18 protein-coding genes are annotated in these 21138 nt (G+C 64.7%); 10 read left to right on the top strand and 8 right to left on the bottom strand.

What is annotated here, in order from left to right:
- Window positions 1–112: 112 nt before the first annotated feature.
- Window positions 113–547, top strand: a complete 435-nt coding sequence (locus C6A82_RS07740; RefSeq protein ID WP_233217191.1) for a VOC family protein — start codon at window positions 113–115, stop codon at window positions 545–547.
- 12 nt (window positions 548–559) lie between these two features.
- On the opposite strand, the gene C6A82_RS07735 is transcribed toward C6A82_RS07740, so the two are convergent.
- On the bottom strand, window positions 560–1249 hold the full coding sequence (locus tag C6A82_RS07735) for a L,D-transpeptidase (protein WP_105349310.1): 690 nt from the start codon (window positions 1247–1249) through the stop codon (window positions 560–562).
- 711 nt (window positions 1250–1960) lie between these two features.
- On the opposite strand from C6A82_RS07735, the gene C6A82_RS07725 reads away from it, so the two are divergent.
- Window positions 1961–2275 (top strand): hypothetical protein, encoded by a 315-nt coding sequence (locus C6A82_RS07725; RefSeq protein WP_105349307.1) that lies wholly within the window; start codon window positions 1961–1963, stop codon window positions 2273–2275.
- A 251-nt stretch (window positions 2276–2526) separates the two neighbouring features.
- On the opposite strand, the gene ppk2 is transcribed toward C6A82_RS07725, so the two are convergent.
- The 3 genes from ppk2 to C6A82_RS07710 form a co-directional block, all read right to left on the bottom strand.
- Complete coding sequence (ppk2, locus tag C6A82_RS07720; protein ID WP_105349306.1) at window positions 2527–3369, bottom strand: polyphosphate kinase 2; 843 nt, start codon at window positions 3367–3369, stop codon at window positions 2527–2529.
- Between the two features lie 25 nt (window positions 3370–3394).
- The gene (locus tag C6A82_RS07715) at window positions 3395–3607 is read right to left on the bottom strand and encodes a hypothetical protein (protein WP_105349305.1); all 213 of its coding nucleotides are present in this window, start codon (window positions 3605–3607) and stop codon (window positions 3395–3397) included.
- Between the two features lie 379 nt (window positions 3608–3986).
- Window positions 3987–5030, bottom strand: a complete 1044-nt coding sequence (locus tag C6A82_RS07710; RefSeq protein ID WP_105349323.1) for a methyltransferase — start codon at window positions 5028–5030, stop codon at window positions 3987–3989.
- 496 nt (window positions 5031–5526) lie between these two features.
- Here C6A82_RS07710 and C6A82_RS07705 point away from each other — a divergent pair, with 496 nt between their 5' ends.
- Window positions 5527–6711: a hypothetical protein gene (locus tag C6A82_RS07705; RefSeq protein ID WP_142406066.1), complete on the top strand. Its 1185-nt coding sequence runs from the start codon at window positions 5527–5529 to the stop codon at window positions 6709–6711.
- On the opposite strand, the gene C6A82_RS07695 is transcribed toward C6A82_RS07705, so the two are convergent.
- The 4 genes from C6A82_RS07695 to lnt all read right to left on the bottom strand — a co-directional run bounded on the left by C6A82_RS07695 (window position 6697) and on the right by lnt (window position 12110).
- The gene (locus C6A82_RS07695; RefSeq protein WP_105349303.1) at window positions 6697–8121 is read right to left on the bottom strand and encodes an NAD(P)/FAD-dependent oxidoreductase; all 1425 of its coding nucleotides are present in this window, start codon (window positions 8119–8121) and stop codon (window positions 6697–6699) included. The two genes, C6A82_RS07705 and C6A82_RS07695, sit on opposite strands and share 15 nt — an antisense overlap.
- A 19-nt stretch (window positions 8122–8140) precedes the next feature.
- Entirely contained in the window at window positions 8141–8620 is a 480-nt protein-coding gene (locus tag C6A82_RS07690; protein ID WP_105349302.1) for a DUF309 domain-containing protein, read from the bottom strand.
- Entirely contained in the window at window positions 8617–10284 is a 1668-nt protein-coding gene (locus tag C6A82_RS07685) for an alpha-glucosidase (protein ID WP_233217189.1), read from the bottom strand. Before C6A82_RS07685 ends, C6A82_RS07690 begins: the two co-directional genes overlap by 4 nt.
- Window positions 10285–10562: 278 nt before the next feature.
- Window positions 10563–12110 (bottom strand): apolipoprotein N-acyltransferase, encoded by a 1548-nt coding sequence (gene lnt / locus C6A82_RS07680; RefSeq protein ID WP_105349300.1) that lies wholly within the window; start codon window positions 12108–12110, stop codon window positions 10563–10565.
- A 98-nt stretch (window positions 12111–12208) separates the two neighbouring features.
- Here lnt and C6A82_RS07675 point away from each other — a divergent pair, with 98 nt between their 5' ends.
- The 7 genes from C6A82_RS07675 to C6A82_RS07645 all read left to right on the top strand — a co-directional run bounded on the left by C6A82_RS07675 (window position 12209) and on the right by C6A82_RS07645 (window position 20889).
- Window positions 12209–12715, top strand: a complete 507-nt coding sequence (locus C6A82_RS07675; RefSeq protein ID WP_105349299.1) for a hypothetical protein — start codon at window positions 12209–12211, stop codon at window positions 12713–12715.
- A 302-nt stretch (window positions 12716–13017) separates the two neighbouring features.
- Window positions 13018–14508, top strand: a complete 1491-nt coding sequence (locus C6A82_RS07670) for an FAD/NAD(P)-binding protein (RefSeq protein WP_105349298.1) — start codon at window positions 13018–13020, stop codon at window positions 14506–14508.
- A gap of 1 nt (window position 14509) precedes the next feature.
- A complete protein-coding gene (locus tag C6A82_RS07665; RefSeq protein WP_158261678.1) occupies window positions 14510–16942 on the top strand; it encodes an acetyl-CoA carboxylase biotin carboxylase subunit family protein in 2433 nt (810 codons plus the stop codon).
- Window positions 16926–17585: a hypothetical protein gene (locus tag C6A82_RS07660; protein ID WP_105349296.1), complete on the top strand. Its 660-nt coding sequence runs from the start codon at window positions 16926–16928 to the stop codon at window positions 17583–17585. The genes C6A82_RS07665 and C6A82_RS07660 overlap by 17 nt, the downstream gene beginning before the upstream one ends.
- The gene (locus C6A82_RS07655) at window positions 17582–18775 is read left to right on the top strand and encodes a hypothetical protein (protein ID WP_142406065.1); all 1194 of its coding nucleotides are present in this window, start codon (window positions 17582–17584) and stop codon (window positions 18773–18775) included. Before C6A82_RS07660 ends, C6A82_RS07655 begins: the two co-directional genes overlap by 4 nt.
- Window positions 18775–20013: an MFS transporter gene (locus C6A82_RS07650; protein ID WP_105349294.1), complete on the top strand. Its 1239-nt coding sequence runs from the start codon at window positions 18775–18777 to the stop codon at window positions 20011–20013. Before C6A82_RS07655 ends, C6A82_RS07650 begins: the two co-directional genes overlap by 1 nt.
- A 291-nt stretch (window positions 20014–20304) precedes the next feature.
- On the top strand, window positions 20305–20889 hold the full coding sequence (locus tag C6A82_RS07645) for a hypothetical protein (RefSeq protein ID WP_142405794.1): 585 nt from the start codon (window positions 20305–20307) through the stop codon (window positions 20887–20889).
- Window positions 20890–21138 lie beyond the last annotated feature (249 nt).

The following is a 21138-nucleotide window of genomic DNA, read 5'->3' as shown; positions in this document are numbered from 1 at the left end:
AACGGCAGTCCGCGGCAATTCCGCCGCCGACCCGTTGCGCTGCACCCCGCCACGCGGTAAGTGTGGCCATGTGTCCCAGCCTCGCCCGCTCTCTGTCGACAACTTCTCTCACGTGTGCATCGGAGTATCCGATATGGATGCTTCGGTGTCCTTCTACACCGATGTACTCGGCATGGACGTCGTGTTCGACGTCGACCTCGAGGGCGCCGGTCTGGACACCGTGACGGGCGGCGCCGCACAGAGCGGCCGGATGGTCGGGGGGCTCGTCGGTCAGGCCATGATTGAGTTGCTCAGCCTCGGTGCTGTGGCACCCAACGTCGATGGACCTCACCTGGGCTACACGAATATCTCGTTTCGCGTCGCGGACTTGGACGACACGCATGACGCGCTGACACAACACCATTCCGACGTGCGCTTCACGCCACCGGTTGACATCGCCGGCGTACGGATGCTCTTCATCTACGACCCCGACGGCACGCCTATCGAACTGATCGAACTGCCCGGAGGAGCAAAATCTACGGTGCAGCTGTGGCGGCCGATGCCTTAGTCGGGAGTTGGGTCACGAATTGGCTGCGACCACCGTTGGATTTCCGACGCCGATGGTCATTCGTGGGGACGCCGAAGGGTCGAGCCAATTCAGCACCGAACGCATCTCGTCGCGGCCGACGGCCACACATCCCCAGGTGGGAGTGCCATCGGTCACGTGGAGGAAGATTCCCGACACCCGTCCCGGGATACGTTGCGGGTTTACGGCGATGTTCACGGCGTAGTCGTAGACGGGACCGGAGTCATAAAGATTTTCCGCGATCGATGAGGGTCTGCCGGTCCTGCGCACGTGCGTGTTGTAAGTAGGTGAGCCGGCGTCCTCGTCCCACCAATCTTGGTCGGTGGCTTGGAAATAGGGCATTTTGGTGCCCGGGTTGGGCTGGCGTCCGAAGGCTTGGTCGAATGTGAACGTTCCGACAGGAGTCCGGTGGACGCCGTCCGCGGGTGCGCCGACGCCGAGCTCGCCTACCTTGGCGGTCGTGGGGCCCAGCACCACTTTCCACTGCTGACCGACGCGCTGAAAGGCAGTGAGGGTTCCTGTTGTCGCGTTTGCGGCGGGCACGCCCACCACGATCCACTGAGCGGGCTGCGCCGCGCCGGACGGTACCGGGTCCGCCGCGGTGGGGACAGCGAGTGACAGGCTTATGAGCGCCCACCCGAGTTGTCCCGCCACCAGCGTCGCCAGTTTGGACGCACGGGCCATCCTCAACAGGGCAACACCACGGGCTCGGCGAGCAACCGGCCCCACTCATGACGCGCGGCAGACTCCTCAGCGTTCAGAGTTTCTTGTGATCTGTCGCCACCGCAGGTCAGATGAACGAGCCCCCATGCCATCGCACTTACCGGCACCCGATGGCGTTGGGCGGCGACGAGCAGTTCCTGGAACGCTGCTTCCGAACGACACCGCCGAAGCCCGATCAAAATCCCCAGCGCCGTGTCGAGCATGCGGCCGCCCTGCGGATCGGGAGAAACTGTGGACGGAATCCACCCTGTCGTCATCTGTTTCGATTCCTATGCTCTGGCGGCCACACCGACGCTTGGATTCGACTGCCGAGCGCGTGCCCAGATCATTGTGTGCCAGCCAACCGCTGAGACCAGGCTTTACCAAGCATCGGTATGCAGGCGTGATCGCCTCGCAACAGCACCGTGGCCATGACGACGTTGACGCAGAACGAATTTGCGTGAGCCACGTGAAGAAGCAGCTCACACGGCATGAAGCTGGTGATTTGGCGCGCCGTCGCGATCAAGAGGGACGACGCCGTTGCGAATACGATCACAGCGGAGGCTAGTCATACGTCAGTACCTAACGAACCATTCTTGTCGGCATCGCCGTTAACTTGCGGCAGTCCAAGCGGGTGACGCGTCCACCATCCTTGCTGCCACCGAGGAACCGGCCGAAGCAGTTACTCAATTGGTGGACGCCTACGTTGACCGGTCCTTCGCCCAGCCTGAACTCGCCTACGTCTACTACGTGGAGCGAGGCAACGTACCGGCGCCGGATCTCAACGTAATTCACAACATGCAACGAGCGACCATCGAAGCCTGGGTCCGTCAGGTGGCGGCCGCGCGACCTGACGTCAGCGAGGGTGAGGCGCGGTTCGCTGTGCATGCAGCCTTCGTTCTCGTCGTGGATCTCGGACGACTCATGCAGTACGAACGCACGGAAACTTCCCGTGCGGTCGTATCTAAACTTCTCCGCACGACGCTGCTCGGCGATCGCCAACATTGACGAGATGTTCCCTGGTGGAACGCACGCAGTCTACGCACAGTGCCGCCCTACCCGTCGTCGCGCGAGTCAAGAGGTTTCCCGAACCGTCCGACGACACCGTCCCTGATCGGTCGATGAGTTCAGGCCGTCTGGTCAGTCCTATATGCAGGGCGAGACGAGGAGGTATCGCGATGGGCAGACCACCTCAGTGACCGTCATCACCCGAGGCTCCTTCGACTCCCCCGGGGCCTCGACTCACCGAGGTCGCGGCTTCACTCCGTATCCCCCAGCACGGTGGCCATGTAGTCGCCGACATAGGTGGACAGTTCTCGCGGCGGTCGCTGATAGTTGCCGGACCGCACCGGGTGTGCCGGCAAGTCCACCTCGGGAGCCTCGACGGCTTCGTAGTCGATCGTGGACAGCAAGTGCGCCATCATGTTCAGGCGGGCGTGCTTCTTGCTATCGGATTCCACCACGTACCACGGACTAATCGGGATGTCGGTGTGCACCATCATCTCGTCCTTGGCGCGCGAGTAGTCCTCCCACCGGAAGATCGACTCCAAGTCCATCGGCGAGAGCTTCCACTGGCGAACCGGATCGTTGCGCCGGGACCTGAACCGTCGCAGTTGCTCCTCATCGGATACCGAGAACCAGTACTTGCGCAGGATGATGCCCTCGTCGATGAGCATCTGTTCGAAGATGGGCGTCTGCCGCAGAAACAACGCATGCTCTTGCGGCGTACAGAATCCCATCACCTTCTCGACACCCGCCCGGTTGTACCAGGACCTGTCGAACAGGACGATCTCACCCCGCGTCGGTAGGTGCGCGACATAGCGCTGGTAATACCACTGCCCGCGCTCCCGCTCGGTGGGTGCCGGCAGCGCGGCGATCCGCGCGACGCGAGGGCTCAGATATTCGGTGATGCGCTTGATGGTCCCGCCCTTACCCGCGGCGTCGCGACCTTCGAATATGATCACGATCCTGGCACCGGTTTCCCGGGCCCATTCCTGGAGCCCGACGAATTCTGTTTGAAGGCGGAAAAGTTCGGCTTGGTAGACGTTTTTGGGGATCTTCCGTGCGGACTTCTCGCCCGATTTTTTCCCACCTTTACTCATCGAAGAATCGTACTGCGGGCACGATTCACTGGGCGGCTTCCGGCATTTCTTCGAACGATTCGCGCAGTAGGTTCGGGCGGTCCGTCGGGACTGCTCGTCGTTTCTCCGCGCTGCCGAGGCGTTTCCACCATTGACGGCCCGTGTAGCAAATGACGGCCCGTGTAGCAAACATGTCAGTCTGCACCGGCCGCGGGACAGCGCCGAGAAAATCGGCCGCCGCGTCGGCGACGGTGCGCAACCGTCCGATCGTGCCGAATCTCTCTGTCAGCCCTCGAAGACCTCACTGCGCAGGCGCGTCCAGATGTCGAGCCTGCGAAGCCCGGTAGCTCGGTCGACGCAGTTACCGCTGCCATCCGAGCCGAGCCGCGGCTTTCTCAGTCACAGGAGGCACTTCTTGCGGTGTACTCCAGTTATCTGGCAGATGGCGATAAGGAGGCATGATGCCGCGGCTGATGAGACGCTGACGAGAAGCAAAGACAGGCCAGGCCTTTCGGACTGACTTGCTTCTTGCTCAGGACCTGCCGGGAATCGAAACGCACAAGGATCGCCCGGGAACGAACTGAAACTCCCCTGTCCGTGGCTGAGGACGATAACGCCGTCGAACCGCTTACGGCGGCCTAGATTTTCACGGCCTCAATGAGGAACTCCGACATGCCGCCAGGGAGGGGACGGCGCGAGAAGGACTCGAAACCGGCTTCCTCCAGCCAGCCCGTCCATTCGTTCCATGTTCGGATCATCCCCTCGCCGGAGGCGAGCGTTAAAAAGTAGGCGCTAAGGTGCGCCACGAAGGGCGGCCCCATCTCGTCGTCGTCTTGTAGCGCATCGATCACATAGAGACTCGCGCCCGGCCGAAGCGCCCGCGAGGCCTTCGCGAGCAAACCGCGAATCTTCTCTTCGGACCAGATCCCGAGGAACCGCGAGAACAAAACCGCGTCGAATTCTCCGGGAAGCTCCTCCGTGAAGCAGTCTCCGCCGACCGCCGTTACCCTCTCGGCCATCCCCTGCTCCGTCAGACGCGCGCGAGTGGTCTCCGCAACTGTCGGAAGGTCCAGTACGGTCACGTGCAACTCAGGCCAGCGGCCCGCCAGGGCGATGGCGTTCATGGCCTCGCCACCGCCCACATCCAACAATCTGCGGTGACGCGACAGGTCGACCGCTCCCGCGAGGAAGGCCGCGGTCCCCAACGATACGAGGCTCATCATCTCGTGAAAGATCTTTTCCAACGGGGGGTTTTCCGCGAGGCGCATATAGAGGTTCGGTGCAGATCCCGGGATCTCCTGCAGCCCGACGTTGGTGTTGGTCTTGAGCGCCTCCGTGAAGCGCGCCATGGGCCGATATTGGATATGGTTCGCCATTCGCACCGCGGGCACCATGTTCGCCGGGTTCGCCTTGGAAAAGAACCGCTCCGCGCCTGACGTGTTGAAGTATCGATCGCCCTCCTTTCGGAGCAGGCCGACCGCGCCACAGCCGAGTAGAAGGATGCGCGCGGGCTGGTTCTCGAGCTTCAGGCGCTCGGCAAGTTCTTCGCGCGTGAGGCCCGGCGAGGCCGAGAGCAACGTAAATAGGTCGAGCTCGACTGCGGAAGCCAGGAATTGAAAAAAGTACATCCCGAGAAATAGATCTAAAATCGCATTCTCGTCCTGGTCGGTAAGCTCTTTCATGTCAGGCTCCGTGTGCTGAATCGGTCGAAGAGTCGCTATTAGCATCGCACACGTCGAAATCCGCGTCACCAAAATCGCGTGAGCCGCAACAAGTTTGCGCCACAAGTTTGACCGCTGAACGTGGGCCTTGGTTGCCGGCTGCTTTCCGTCGAGTTTCGACGGGCGCGCGGAAAATGTGGTTTCAGCCGGGCCTGGCGGTGGCCGACGGGCTTGCGCAACTGCGTGCGGCCGATGCCATCATCCTCGCGGCGTGAGGCCGTTCCACACAGGTGAACTCCCACTTCGACTGAGCCTGATCTCGGCCACGACTATGCATCCGGCATGGTGAGGCTGGCGTATCAGCCGACGACATGACGTCAACACGCGTCGATCGGCAGTCCGCCGTTTTCCAGACGCGGTACGGCGCGCCGGCGGTGTGGGACGATAGGCCCGCGCCATCGAGCCGCGGCGGCGCTGCGCGGAGGGAACCGCCACGCCGTCACGCAACCCGGAGCTCGTGAGCATGGCGGACGACTACGCGCGGCACGCCCTCTCGCAGCGTGCCTCTTTCGAGGCAATCCACCCGGCCGTGATGGCCGCCGCTGCGGAGCTGGCCACCGAGTCCGTGCTCTGCGTGGCCGATCTGGGCGCCGCCGACGGCGTGAACTCTCACGGCCTGATCCGGGCTCTCGCGACACAGCGCGCCGGCCACCCGCTGATCTACGCACTCGTTGATCTCCCGACGAACGCGTGGCGGGTCGCAGCCGCCCACCTTCGGGACGCTTTCGGCCCGGCTGAGGACCAAGGAGCGTTGGTCGTGATCCCAGCGCTGGACGAGTCCGGTCCCGGGGTCGTCGACACGGGCACAGGCGCCCATTACGCCTCGCCGGAGACCAACGGCGAGGCGTGCATGCGCGCGCTCGATCGCAATCCGCCTCCCGCCGAAGTCATTTCGATGGCCGGCATCCCTCTCCACCAGGCGCCTTCTTTTCCACAGGGCACAGTGCACCTCGCGGTGACCGGTACAACCATGCACTGGGTGGCCGAGACCGCCGGCCTGGCCTCCACCGGGTCGGTCTTTCCCGGTTACCCCGATCACATGGACAAGGACGAGCGAAGCGCCTGGCGCGTCACCGCCGAGCGGCAGTGGGAGCGAATGCTCGAGATGCGCGCAACAGAGCTGGCGCCCGGGGGGTGGTTCATCGCCGCCATCCCCGCCTCCCCCGCCGCATGCCCGGACAGGACGGGTCTCTACGTCGAGATCGTCGGGGACATGAACCTGCTACTCGCCGACTGGCGCCGCGCCGGGCGCATAGGCGGCGCGACCGTCGCCGCGGCCGTCGTTCCGGTCTGGTCGCGCACACTTGAGGAATTCCGGGCGCCCTTCGAGGCGGGCGGCGGGAGTTTCGCCGGTCTGAAGCTCGAGAGCATCGAGCTTTTCCGTCTCGACAATCCTTACTGGCACGACGATCCTGCACTGTTCGCGCGGGACTACGTCAAGAGCGTGACCGCATGGGGAGGGCCGCTACTTCTTCGGGCCTTTGCACGCGAGGGCGAGGCACGCGCGGCCGACCTCCTCTCCGACTTCCTCCGAGAGCTCGAGGAGCGCGTCGCAGCGGCTCCCGACCGCTACCGCTGGGACTACATCGAGGCTCTCGTCATCTGCCGAAAAGCGCGCGACGCGACGTCATTCCAGGACTGACGGTGTAGCGCCCAGACTGCTCCAGAGTCGGGACATCGGACGGACGCCGAGCTGATTGACCACCATCCGGGCAGCCTGACTGACTCCCTCGGTGAAGGTGGGAAAGGCGAACTGAAGCTCGGCAACATCCTCGACGCGCATCCCCGCCGCCATGCAGGCCGCGACCATCTGGATCACCTCGGCCGAGTACTCGCCGAACACGTGAGCGCCGACAATCCTCCGCTCTGCAGTTTCCACTATGAGTTTGCAAAACCCTTCCGGCTGCCCGTCAGCGACGGGTCGCAGCATGTCTTCATAGCGGGCCACACCGACGACGCAGTCGTAGCGAGCGCGGGCCTGCTCCTCGGTGAGCCCGACGCTGCCGTACTCGGGATCGGTGAAACTGCCGGCGGGAACAATCTCATGGCGAACTCGACGACGCGGTCCGAGCACCGCGTTCTCTGCGGCGGCACGGCCTTCGATCGTCGCACTGCTGACCAGCATGCTGTTCCCGTCGACATCGCCGGCGGCGAATATGTGAGGGACGTTAGTGGCCATGAACGCATCGACCGTCACGTAGCCACGCTCGGTGACCACGCCGGCGGCGGCAGCGTCGACGAGGTCGGCATTACCCGGCCAGCCGACGGCGAAGAACGCCGCGTCCACGTCGACCACGCTGGAGTCGTCGCCGACTCGGTACAGAACGCGCACACCCGAGGCAAGGCCCTCGAGTTGGTGGACTGCGGCGCCGGTGATGACCTCGATGCCTCGCCCCCGGAAAGCGTGTTCGAGCGCGACCGACACATCGACATCCGCGCGCGGCACGATCCGCGGCCCATACTCGACAAGCGTTACGTCACAACCGAAATCGGCCAGAATAGACGTGAGTTGGCAGCCTGTGTCGGCCGCCCCGATGACGCAGACCCGCTCGGGCAGAGCGGTCACGTTGCGCACGTCCTCGTAGGTCAGGCCAAGTTCGGCCCCCGGTATGGGTAGTCGCCCCGCCCTGCCGCCGACGGCGATGATCACCCGATCCGCAGTCCACGTGCGGCCGTCGGCCGAAGCGACCGTGTTGGCGTCGACGAAACGGGCGTCGCCGGCCTCTTCGACGAGGTCGACCCCGGCGGAGCGAATGTGGTCGGCGATGCGCTTCCGCTCATGGAGGTAGGCGGCCACCCGCTGGGCGTTGGCCAAGGTAGCGGTGAGGTCGACCTCGGGCCGCGGGCCGCGCAGGCCGAACGCCTCCCATGAACTCCAGTCCCTCACCAGGCGCGCGGCCCGAGCGAGGGTCCGCACCGGCGCGGGGCCGCTGTTGAAGGCCGTTCCGCCGACCCGCCGCCGCTCGATAAGCGTGACTTCTGCGCCCAACTCAGCGGCGTTCAGGGCGGCGGCCACACCGGCGGGGCCGCCCCCAATTACAACAATGCGCATTGGCGAGCTCCTCTCACACTCACTTGCGGACCAGACGCGGTCTCAGGCGTTCCGGTGTTATCGCGGCATTCGCCGCGAGGTCGTCGATCAGCACGTCCGCGTAGTCGGCCAAGCCTGCAACGTCGATGTCGTACGGGGCCGTGCCGTCGAGGGTAAGGCCCGCCCACGCGCGGCGAAGTAAGGCGACCGCCCCGTCGCCGTTGCCGCGCTGGACATGCGTGATGCCGACCGCGAGCTGGGCCAGTGCTCGCCACAGTTCCTTCTCGTCGTCCGGGCCGTTCTTCCATGCGGCCTCGAGCACTTCGTGCGCGTTGAACGCCAGGCCCCGGTCCAGCAGATCTTGAGCAAAGGCCAGGGTTTCGGCCGGCGGCAACTCGAGGTCATCCGGAATGCGCGGAACGCCTTCGCTGCCCAGCGGAAGTGGTCGACCGAGGGCGTCGCGAGGTCGACCGCTCCTGGGCCGGCCGGATTCGTCGCGGTCACGCTCATGCCGATTCATTGTGGAGTCACCAGAGAATAGATGCGTGCGTCCCAGCCGGCCAAGTCGAGGGACGATGACGTCGTCGTGGCCGGGATCTGAGGCAGGTTGCCGAGCAGCAGTTTCCCGTCGACCCAGTCTGGGCCTAGTTCGACGGTCCGGGGTTCACGTCCGCAGTTGGCGATCACGAGGAGTCGTGAGTTCGGGCTGGTTCTGGCGTACGCCCAGATCGTCGGGTCTTCGGCCATCAGCGGCGTGAAGTCGCCGTCCACCAGGATCGGTAGTGCGTGGCGGAGCCGGATCAGTGCCTGGTAGTGCGCGAACACTGAGTCGGGTGCGTGGATCTGCGCTGCGGCATTCAGCCACGTGTAGTTGGGGTTGATGGGCAGCCATGAATCGCCGGTGGTGAAGCCGGCGCTTGGTCCTGCGCCCCATTGCATTGGTGTGCGGGCGTTGTCGCGGCTGATCTTGGCCAGGCCGGCCAGTGCCGCACGTTCGTCGCCGCCGAGTCCGACGACGCTGTTGTAGTAGTTCACGGCCTCAAGGTCCTTGTGGTCCTGCGGATTCCGGAACGGGTAGTTCGTCATTCCGAGTTCCTCGCCTTGATAGACGAACGGGGTGCCACGCATGCCGTGCAGAATGGTCGCGAGCGCCTTCGCCGAAGCAGCCCAGTAGTCGGGGTCGTCGTCGCCGAACCGGGACACCACGCGTGGCTGGTCGTGGTTGTTCCAATACAGGCTGTTCCATCCCGTGTCGGCCAACGCCTTCTGCCACCGATGAAGCGCATTCTTCAGGACGACCAAGTCGAGACCGCGATAGTCGAATTTGCCCGCCGGGCCCTGATCGACGGACACGTGCTCGAACTGAAAAACCATGTTCAACTCACCTCGAGCCGGATCGGTGTACAGCCGCGCTTGTTCGGGTGTCACGCCCGGCATCTCGCCGATTGTGATGAACTCGCCGTCGCGGCCGGCGAAAACCTCCCGGGTCATTTCGGCCAGGTAGTCATGCACGTGCGGCCCGTCGACGAACAGGTCCATGGCGCTGACGAATCGCTGGCCCGGGATCGCCGGTGCGTCGGGAAGTCCCTCTGCCTTGGAGATGAAGTTGATGACATCCATCCGGAAGCCGTCGACGCCGCGGTCGAGCCACCACCGCATGATGTCGTGCACGGCCTCTCGCACCTCACGGTTCTCCCAGTTCAAGTCCGGTTGCTTACCGTCGAACAGATGCAGGTAATACTGCTCGGTGGCCTGGTCCCACGCCCACGCCGATCCCCCGAACAGTGAGCCCCAATTGTTCGGCTCGACACCGTCGCGGGCGTCCCGCCAGATGTACCAAGCCCGCTTCGGGTCGTCGCGGGACGACCGCGACTCGACGAACCAGGAGTGCTCGTCCGAGGTGTGGTTGACCACCAGGTCCATCACCAACTTCATGCCCCGTTCGTGCACTTCGGCGAGCAGCGTGTCGAACTCGGCCAGCGTGCCGAACAGCGGATCGATGTCGCGGTAGTCGCTGATGTCGTAGCCGTTGTCGATCTGCGGTGAACGGTAGACCGGTGACAACCAGATCACGTCAACCCCGAGCTCCCGCAGATAGTCGAGCCGCCCGATGATGCCGCCGACATCACCGAATCCGTCAGCGTTCGAGTCGGAAAAACTGCGCGGATAAATCTGGTAAACCACGGCAGGCTTCCACCAAGTCTGTTGCGACAGTGTCATTTCCGGTTGCCGATGACGTCGCTGCCGCCGAATCGATGTTGTCGACCAGGTGAAGCACCGCATCCGCACCACTGGCGTCGTGGCGCCGTCGACATGTGGGCGGGCTTGACATTCCACCGCACGAAGCCCCGTAGCGTCGCAGCCACAGTCGGCTCCCTATGTTTCACGTTCCAGTCACCATTCGGCGTACACCTGTGCACTCAGTACCCGGCTACGTCCGAGTTCACACGTAGGCGACTCCTTCAGCCAGCAGATGTCTGTCGGCCGGACCGCATGGTCGCGACGATGCCTGCGCCGGCGAGGATCGAAAACGCCAACCCCCACACCCAATTCCCGAGCCGTTGGAAAGCGGTGGTGCGTGATCCGAGCGGCACATCTACGACGATCGCGCCGCGTTCGGTGGCGGCGTACCACGCAAGTTGTCGGCCTCGTGCGTCAAAGGCCGCGCTGACGCCTGACAAACCGGTGTGCACTGCCGGGTGGCCCACCTCCGCGGCATGCACCGCGGCCTGGCTGGCCAACTGTGGCTGCGCCCAAGTTCCCTGGAACGACGAGGTGGAACTTTGATACACCAGCAGCTGCGCGCCGCGTTGCACCTCCCGGCGAGGAAGGTCGGAGAAGGTTGTCTCGAAACTGATCAGCGGTCCGATTGCGAGTCCTTCGACAAGTGTTTCCGCGTCGCTTCCCCGCAGCCGTCCGGTGTGCAACACGACTTGACCGCTGCCGCGTTGTCGGTCCTCGGCCGCCGCCTTGGTGTGCCGGGTGGCCCATGCGAGCAGCGGCCGAAGCGGTACGTACTCGCCAAATGGCACAAGCCGCGTCTTCGAATAGGCGCCGCGCGATCCGTTCGGTCCTATCAGGACCGACGACTTGTAAATTCCGCCCGTGCGATGACGGGCGTCGACGTTGACGAGCAGGTCCGCGCCGACCCGCCGGGACAGGTCCGCCAATAGCGCCATCGCCGCCGGCTGACCGGTGAGATCGACCCCGACGCTGCTCTCACCCCAGACGACCAGGTCGAGTCGTCGGCCCGCCAGATCCGCGGTCAGCGCTTCCCCAGCCGCCTGACGGGCGGCCGAGTCCTCGATATTGCCCGGCTGAACGAGCGCCACCCGCACCGTCGACCCATCAGGAGGCGCCGGTCCCAGCCAGAACCATGCCGGGCCGAGACCCGCACATGCCACTGCCACCGTTGCGGCGATGAGGCGGGCGGACAAGCGCCGGTTAAGGATCACACTGACGATGGCGGTGTTCGCGCCGACGATCAGGAAACTCGTCAACCACACGCCGCCGAGTGAGGCCGAGGCCAGCGTGGCCGGCTGATTCCACTGCGACGCGCCGAGCGTTGCCCATGGACCACCCAGACTCGGCCAGGATCGAACCGCTTCGGCCGCTACCCAGGCACTCGGCAACACCACCATGGCCTCGAGAGTCCCGCGGACCGTAATCGGTTCGCGCAGAAGCAGATAGGCGGCCAGTCCCCACGGCAGCCACAGCGCGCCAAGTCCGATCGCCATGACGATGAGCAGCGGTCCCGCACTCGGCAACAGCCAGTACTGGGTGGCCAGAATGTACCCGGCCATACCGCACAACGCGCGCCCGGCCGCCCCTCGGGCGGTCGGGGCGGCGCGCACCACCAACAGCAGCGGAACAAAGCCGAACCACGCCAGCCACCACCACGATGGCGCGGGAAACGCAAGCGCCGGCAGCGCGCCGAGAACCAATGCCGCCGTGAGGCCCGCCCACGTTCGGCCCGCGTGCGCGATCAGGCGGACGCTCCGCAATGACATCAGGAGACCAAGTTTGCCGGTTGGCGGTTGCCGATTGCCGCGATTCGAAGGACCGGCTCTCGAATTCGCGAAGCGATGCGCGCTACCGTGGGTCGCCCATGCAGGTCTTGAGCGCTCCCACAGGTTTCGGTCACTCGGACTGCGAGCGCATCGCTGACGGCGCGCTGGCGCAGCCCGTCTTGGCCGCCACCAGCCTGGCCTACGTCGTCGCCGGGATCGCCGTGCTGTGCTGGGCGATGCGGTTGAGAGCACCGCTGGCTGAGGCTGCGGGCGTGGCGCTGATGGCGGTCGGGGCAGGCAGCTTCGTCTTCCACGGGCCCCAGCCGTCATGGGCGGGCATGGCCCACGACTGGCCGATCGTCGCCGTGGGAGCGGTGTACCTCGCCGGGCTTGTCTGGAGCGGGCGCCGGCAGTGGCGCTCGGTATGGGCGGCGGCGGCCGGGGTCTTTGCGCTGGGATTGGCCGCCTACGCCGCAGGGCGCACCGGGTCGCCCTTGTGCCGACCGGACAGCCTCTGGCAGTACCACGGCGCCTGGCACGTCCTCTCTGCCGCTGCCGCCGCATGGGCCGCCCGAGCCATGGCGCCGGGCCGGGCCGGGCCGTAGCGGTCAACCACCTGCCGACGTCATCATCGCGGCGCTGAGTCGCACGCTGGCCTCGACTTGACTGCGGCGCTTGGCTATTCAGATCGGTAGCCGTGGTCGTCACGCGTTCGCGCGGGAGTACGGAAGCCCGCACGATTCATCGACTTCCGCGGGAGCGAAGCCGCGCTTCCTTACCCGTCGGATAGAAAACCCTTTCCCATTCTGTAGAGGAATCTGGCTTCGCGAGGATTACGGAGCGATTCGCTAATCACGACTATTTCCCTCATGGCTACGAACGCCCAAAAGACCACGAGGGGAACACGATGACGATCGGGCTTGCGACGGTGGACACGGCAAGCGTCGGGCGCATCGCTTTCGTCGGAATCGGTGTCGGAGGCACCCTCACAGTCAGTCGACTCGCGGAGCTTGCAGACAGCTCCTGGAGCGGACTGGCACTGGACGTCGTCGACCGCCCAGACAACCTCGGACGCGGCAGCGCTTTCGGTAGTGACTTGCCCGCCGCTGCGGTGAACACCTCTCAAAACCGGCTGGAGGCGCTGTCTCCGTCGCTTCATTCATTCCGGGGCTGGCTGGACGGCTGCGGTAGCCCCTCGACCAGCTTGGACGAAATGCCGATGCCGCGGTCCGTCTACGGCGACTACCTGGCGGCGACCCTGGCGAAGGCAATAACTCGTTTGCGCGACTGCGGGGTCCGCGTCCGGCTCTACCCTATGCACGCCCGAACCATCGAGCCCCGAGCCGACGGAATGTCGGTCGTGGGTGACACAGCCGATCTGCCGCCGGCAGACATCACAGTCGTCGCTCCCGGTGTGTGGTCCCCGTCCCCGCCCGCGACCTCCCACGCCATCGTCGACCCCTACCCGCTCAGTGGCCTGCGGGCCCGAGTCGGCGGTGAGCGTGAGGTTGCGGTCCTCGGCAGCGGTCTCACCGCCGTGGACGTCGCCTGTGCGCTCGACGATGGCGAGACAATCGTTCATCTGCTCTCCCGCACCGGCACCCTGCCCCGCATTCAGGTCGAGGCGACGCAGATCGCCGATGCGCCAGAGCATCTCACTGAGGACGCGGTCATCGGGCTCGGGCTGGAAAACGAGCTGACAGCGGATTCGGTGCTCGGGCTGCTCGAGCACGAACTCGGCCGGTTCGGATTCTCGCTTTCAGATGTCCTCGATGACGCCGCCCACGCCGCCCACTGGTCAGACCCGCTGGCCGATCCGGCCGACCTCGCCTGCCATCACACACTCAGCGCCACCAATCACGCCCTCAACTGCGCCTTCGCCCTGCTCCCCCAGCGGGAAAGGACAGCGCTTCGTGCATCGCTGGGATCGAAGTGGTTCCGATACCGGGTCAGGATCCCGTTGAGCCGCTGGCGTCAGCTTCGCGCCATGCAGGACGCCGGGCGCCTGATTCTGCATGCAGGAGTGGACGCCAATGACAAAGGCCTCGACCGAATCCTCACCGACCTGGGTGTCGACCGCGTGATACCCGCGCACGGACAGTCATCGATCCTGGCGGATGGCCCCGAACTAGTTGCCGACCTCGTCAAGTCGGGCCTGGTCGATTGTGATGACGAGGGCCACGGCTTAGTCGATCCTGCGACGTGCAGGGCCCTGATCCCAGGAGGCGGGCCACGCGACGACCTCCTGCTCGTCGGCCAGGTGTCTGCTGCCAGCTATTTCACCGTTTCCGCACTCGATGTGGTCGTCCGACAGGCCAGCCATGCTGCTCAGACGATCGCCGATGCCATCACCTCTCGAACTCACTTCCGCGCGCCGACGACAAGCACGGCGGCCTGACATGAATACCCTCCATCTCGTCGTCATCAGCGGCAATGACTCCAGCCTGCCGGTGGTGCGCCCGCCCGACACCACCATCACGCTGATCCAGACACCGGATCGGGCCACCGATTTCCAGCGCTCCGCGGTCGATCGGTTCATCGAGGTACCCGAGATCTCGGCGGACTCCCTCATCGACTTGCTGCGGCCGATGCACCAAGAATCACCCGTCACCGCGCTGGTGTGTTTCCTCGAATCCGCCATCCTGGCCGCAGCCGTCGCCGCCGACGCGCTGAGCATTCCGTCGAACCCGGTTGACGCCGTCCGCACCGCCCATAACAAGGCACTCACCCGACAGGCGCTGGAAAGCCATGGAGTTCACCAACAACCGTGGCGCCTGTGCCGCAGCTTCGACGAGATCCTGGAGTTCCGTAAAGCGTTGTCGGACGCTCCCATCGTGTTCAAGCCCGTCACCGGCGCCGGCAGCGCCGGCGTGCGGTTGATCCGCGACGACGCAGATCTACGTGCAGCATGGGACTCGATCGCAGGGCTCAAATGGTGGGCACTCGTGGACAATCCGGAGAACGCGGTGATCGCCGAGGCGGTGTTGCCCGGCGATGAGTTCAGCGTCGAAGCGATGAGTGTCGACGGGCGTCACGAAATCCTCGCCATCACAGGGAAATTCACCACCGGGGAACCGGAATTCGTCGAACTCGGCCACTGGCAGCCTGCGGAGCTTGGCTCGAATCAACGAGAAGCCGTAGTGAACCGAACGGTGCAGATCCTCGATGCGATCGGGCACCGCACAGGACCGAGTCACACCGAGGTGATGGTCGACGGCCTCAACATCGGACTGATCGAGACCCATACCCGATTCGGCGGCGACCAGATCTGGGAACTCACCCAGTTGACGACAGGGCGCCATTTCGCTACCGAGACCATCTTCGCGGTCCTCGGTCTCCCAGCGCCCGAACCCGGCCACCGGCACGGCGCCGCCGCCATGCGGAAGCTGGACTGGGCAGACCCGGCGTATGTCGATGGGATCGACGGACGTGCCGGAGTGGTGCGGGTCGCGCGCCCAAGCCGACATCGCCCCGAGGACGTCGCGGACATCACCGATTCCTCGGACCTCAATGGCTACGTGCTGACCGTTGGCGACGACATGCGGGAAGCCTGGACACGGGCGGAAGACTCCTGCGCAGCCGCAAAGGGACAGATCATGACCGATGCTCCGGTCCTGGTCATGAGTCCGGCCAAGGTCATCAATCACTTCGGACGGACGCGGTTCGCCGACGTCGTCCCCGCAGGATCGGTCTTGATCACCTCAGGACCCGTTGACGTCGACACCACCCGGTTGGCCGACCTGATCGAGTTCTCCGATTACACGACTGACGACGAGATTCCGCTGGTCGCAGACGAGATGGTCGTTCGTCACGGTCTGCAGCGCATCATCGTGCTGGCCGAAGCCGACATCCTTCGAGCAGCTGAAATCCGTTCCCGGAGAGGGATTCCCGGCCAGTACCCCGACGACGCGCTCCACTTCCGAGACAAGACAGTGATGAAGGCGGCGGTGAGCCGTGCGAACATCGCGGTGGCCCCGCACCGCGAGGTCCGGTCCGCGCTCGAGCTGCACGACGCGGTCGCCGAGCTCGGCTATCCGTGCGTCGTCAAGCCACCGCACGGCCGCGGCTCCTCCGGCGTGTCCGTACTCGACAATGTCGAGGAACTACGCACGTTCCTGCGGACCGGTCCGTTCAGCGACCAAGGCCGAACGTATCCGTGGCTGGTCGAGGCGTTTCAGCCCGGCGAACAGTACCGGGTGGACGGCGTGTGCCGTGGCGGGCGCGTTGTGTTCTCGGCTGTCGCGCTCTATGTCAACACGCACCTGGACTTCCTCGGCGGCGGCTACATGGGCTCGGTGATGCTTCCCGCCGACAGCCCGGAGGCACAGACCATCCTCGAACTGGCAAGGACTGCATTGGAAGACGGCCTTCCCGGTTTCGACGGCGCATTCCACCTCGAGGCCTTCCTGACGCCCGACGGTCCGGTGTTCAGCGAAGTGGGGTCGCGAATCGGCGGCGGATCCATTCCGGAGGAGGTCGAACTCTCCTACGGGGTGAACCTCGTCGAGGAGTCGATTCTCGCCCAGCGCGGGGTTCCTTTCCGGCACGCCTCGGTGCATCAGCGTTCACTGGCGGGGCAGCTGAATATTTCTCCGGTGTCGGGGCTACTCGCCGAAGCTCCGGAGCGCTTCGAACATCCCGACGTGGTTCTCTCGGAGATCGCCGAACCCGGCCGACAGTTCTCCGCGATGACCCACACCAACGCCGAGTTCGCCCGGGCGGTTTTTCGTACCGATTCGGTGGAGTCCGGCCTGATCACCATCTCGAAGCTTCTGCACCACATCGACACAACAACCAAATGGGAGGTACCTGATTATGTGGCGTCAGCTTGACCAGGAGGACTACGACGCGGTCATCGCTCTGCGCGATGTCGTACTCGGCAGCCTCTCCGACTCTGACTTCTACGTTCGCGAGGACGACGAGGAGATGTTCGTCCGCGGTCACTTGAACGTCTTCGGCGAGTCGCTCGGCTTCTTCGATGGAGACGACTTGGTGGCATACCTCGCGCTGACCACCGACCTGGTGGCCGCGGGTGAGGACGTCGAGTTCGCCGCCTGTGCACCGGCTTCCAATGACGTCGCGTTCGCCGCGGCGATGGTGTTGCCGATGTATCAGGGACGTGCGTTGCACCGTGCCGGCATTCACCGCCACATTGCGACGGCGGAGGCCCTCGGTGCACACCGCGGTTTCGCTCAGATCTCGGCACGTAACCACCGGTCGCTCCGGAATTACTTCTCCTACGGGTTCCGGTGCACACAGGCCGTCACCTATCCCGACGGTCGCCGGCGTCTGCTTCTCGAGCGCAACCTGGTCGGTGACGTCGACACGGCGATGATCGACGACGTCGCACTCGTCGACATGAACGACTTCCCCGGCATCAGTCGCGAGCTCACTGATGCGCGGGTGGGACATCGCCTGCTCCCGACCGGCGCTAGCGCACTGATGGTTGTCGGTGCCGGGGGGACCGCGGCATGACTCATCTACTTGTGGTGGGCGGCATCGCATCCGTGCACGAGGTCGCCCGTCGACATGGAGCCGAGCTGACACTGATCAAGACGGGGGCAGCGCAGACGATGCTTACGCCCGACGCATACGCGCGGATCATCGACGTTTCGGAATACGAGGGCGACAACCATGTCGCGTTGGCGAACAGAGTGATCAAGGCTGCTTCCGGAACCAGGTTCGACGGCATGCTCTGCCTCCACGACGAGGCCGTCGCAACCGGGGCGCTGGTCGCTCAGAAGCTGGGTCTTCGCTTTCCGAGCCCAGGGGTGACCCATCGCACGATCAACAAGTCCGCGATGCGCACCCGCCTCGACGCCACCGGCCTCGGTTCCGTCGCTCACGGTCTCGTTGTCGACGGTCGGGTCGAATGGTCGGGTCCGGTTCCGGCGTCGGAGATCGTGCTGAAACCGGTCGATGGGCGCGCCAGCATAGGCGTGACGTTCCACCGTTCGGCCGATGAGCTGCAAGCGTGGCTCGATGATCGCCCAGGCGAGGTCGAAGGCTACTTGGCCGAAGAGCGCAAGCGCGGCAGGGAATTCAGTGTCGAATCTCTGATCGTGCGTTCGGGCGCGTCATGGCACGGAGTGACCGCCAAGACCACCATCGGCGCCGTCGAATCCGGACACCTGCACCCGGCCCCAGTTGAGTTCGTGGACCGTACTCGCATCGTGGACGCTGCGGTCGCGTGTGTTGAAGCGTTGGGCATCGACCGCGGGCTGCTGCACACCGAAGTGATCCTCGACGACGCCGGCGCGGCGCACATCGTCGAAACACACCTTCGGGGTGGCGGCGACATGATTCTCGACCTCGTGCGGGCCTCCACTGGACTTGATCTTGTCGAGCTCTTCGTCCGTGACTTGCTCGAGGGTCTCGACGACATCCCGGAAGTCGACAACTTCGGTTACGCGAGTAGTCAATTCGTTTTTCCGGTCGAGATCGGCGTCATAGCGGGTTGGGACGGCGTCGATGAGGCGCGATCGATGCCTGGCGTGGATGTCGTGACCACCCTCCTGAACGCGGGAGACCAGGTGTCGCCGCATGTCCACTCCAGCTACGGGAGGTCCGTGGGCGCGCTCGCCCGCGCGGACGATCCACGAGAAGCGTGCAATCGGGCCCGCATCGCTGCGCTTGCGCCGACGCCGGTTCTGGAGTCTGCCTGATGGTGTCGATCGCTCCTCAGTGGCCCGGACTGCCCGTGCTGACCGGGTCGATGTTGTTCAACCTGGCCTCGGGCTGCTTCACGATCACGCTTGGGCAGGCGCTTTTCGAGAAATCGGGATCGGTTTCCGCATTCACCGGTGTTGTGGTGATCGAGTTCCTGGTGCCGATCCTGCTGGGGGCGGTGGCCGGTAGTGTGGCGGACCGAGTCAACCCCGCAGTGGTGTGTGCCGTCGCGTCGATCGTTCCTGCACTGGCGTTGATGGGATATCTCGTCGCGCCCGTAGGACTGGTGGTCATGGGCATCGCCATCGGTCTGATCGTCAACCTCGCCCGCCCGTTCTATCGAGCAGGAATCTTCGCGGTCGGCCCGCGATCGGTCGATCCGGACGACCTTCCGCAATACAACGTGCGATGGACGGTCTCTGTTCAGGCGGGTCAGATCGTCGGTGGTGCGGTCGCAGGCGCCTTCCTCTGGGTCGCAGGGCCGAAGTGGGCATTTTTTGCGGCCGCCACTGCCTACGCAGTCGCCGCGTACGCGCTGGCATCGGCGCGATCGATGATCTCGTCAACGCACGACGGCGACGACGCCGACAAACCCGGGTGGGGCGCGGTACTCCGAGATGCCCTCGACAGCCCCAGTTCCGTCTTGTCGCTGCTCCTACTGGGCGTCGACTTCCTGACGATCGCCGCGTTCAATGTCGCGCTGGCACCGCTGGTCAACCAGCTCTACGGCAATGAAATTTGGCTCGGCATCTTGGATGTGTGCTTTGCGGTCGGGGCCATGATGGCCTCTCCCTTATGGGCACGGTACTCGTCGAAGGTGTCGAGAAGAGGAGCCGTCACCTCTGGCTTCGGGGTACAGATCGTGGGTTTCGCGACGATTGCCGTCGGCGTCGAATTGGCCGGTCCCATAGGGCAATCGGCTGTACTGCTCGGTGCGGTCGTCCTCGGGCTCGGCGTGGCGGTGTCGTCCAGCCAACAAGTGAGCATCCTCCAGTCCGAGGCGAAGGCGTCCACACTGGGCAGGATCGGCGCGCTGCGACAGGCGGTCATCGGTGTCACGACCGCGACGACCCTTCCTGTGGTCGGATACCTGGTTGATAAGGATCTCGCTGCGGCATACGGGGCCGTGCTCGTTGTCCTCACACTGGGAGTGGTTGTGAACATGGGCGTCGCCCGCCGCGAAAGCGTCAACCACGAGCGCTTTTCGTCACAGCCCTCGCTTGCGTCCGAATGACGTGGTGCCATTTCGGCGGAGCATCGCGACTGTGGTGGCGATGCGACCCCGATTGAGGTCGGGTTTCAGGCCGGCGCCCACGCGGTGCAATCGGTCCGCGTGCCACGATAGTTCGAGGATGGCCCAGGCCCGGGCGGGTTGTGGTGGACATTCCCGGGCGCCATTCATATGGCTGCGACGGGAGGGCCAGCGCGGTGCCATTCCCGGGCCCAAGCCTGACGCCGCGCGGCCTACCGGGGACAGCGCCCCGGCCAGCACCGGTTTGGAGCGCACGCCGATATCCCTTCGCTTGTGCGCGTCGACTCGGTGGTCGAGACCACTCGTCGTGTGGCGGACCGTGAATATGTCGAAATTGAGATCGGTAGCAACAGAGGCAAGGTTCAATTACACCGCACAAGCTGGAAAATTACCCGCAGCGTCAAATTCCAGCAAGCACACACAAAATTTGTAGCCCCGGAGGCCGCGGTGGACAAAGGAAACAGGATGAACAAGATGATGAGGCACACGGTCGTTGGGGCGTTGATCTCAGGCGGCATCGCGGCGGCCGGGTTGGGGCTGGGCACAGGCACTGCCGCGGCTGAGAATCCCACCGGAACATGGTGCCCAGGACAGCCGGTACCGCTGGGACCGTTAGCGGCGTTCGGTTGGGACTCGAATGTCTGCCACGACTACTGGTACGTCCCGTTCGGTGAAGGCAACGTCTCAATCACGAACATCAACACCGGCGAACCACTAGCGAGCCATATTTGGATCGGTTCGGAACCCGTGCGGACGCCGCCTCCGCCGCCCGCAGCACCTGCACCGGGTTCCTATTGCGCAACCAACCCGGTCGGATGCCACTTCTTCGGCCCATACGGACCGGGTAGCCACGGCTAGGAAGGGAAGCCAGGTCAGGGCTGAACAGGCCCTGACCTGCTTCTTTCCAGTGGAGCTGCCGGACCAGCGGAACGCGCAGGATGTTGACGTCGTCTACCCGCCACCCAGCGGGGAAGTGGCGGCGGTCAACCCATCGCTGTCGTGGCCCTGCAGAAAACTCCAATGAAGTGTCACTTCTATGTCCGCGTGGTCCTCAACGGCGCGACAATGAGATGCGGCGACCGCCCTGCGGCAAGTCGAGCGCCCATG

It is taken from the genome of Mycobacterium sp. ITM-2016-00318 (assembly GCF_002968285.2).
Taxonomy (GTDB): domain Bacteria; phylum Actinomycetota; class Actinomycetes; order Mycobacteriales; family Mycobacteriaceae; genus Mycobacterium.
This window is presented reverse-complemented; position numbering and strand designations above follow the sequence as displayed.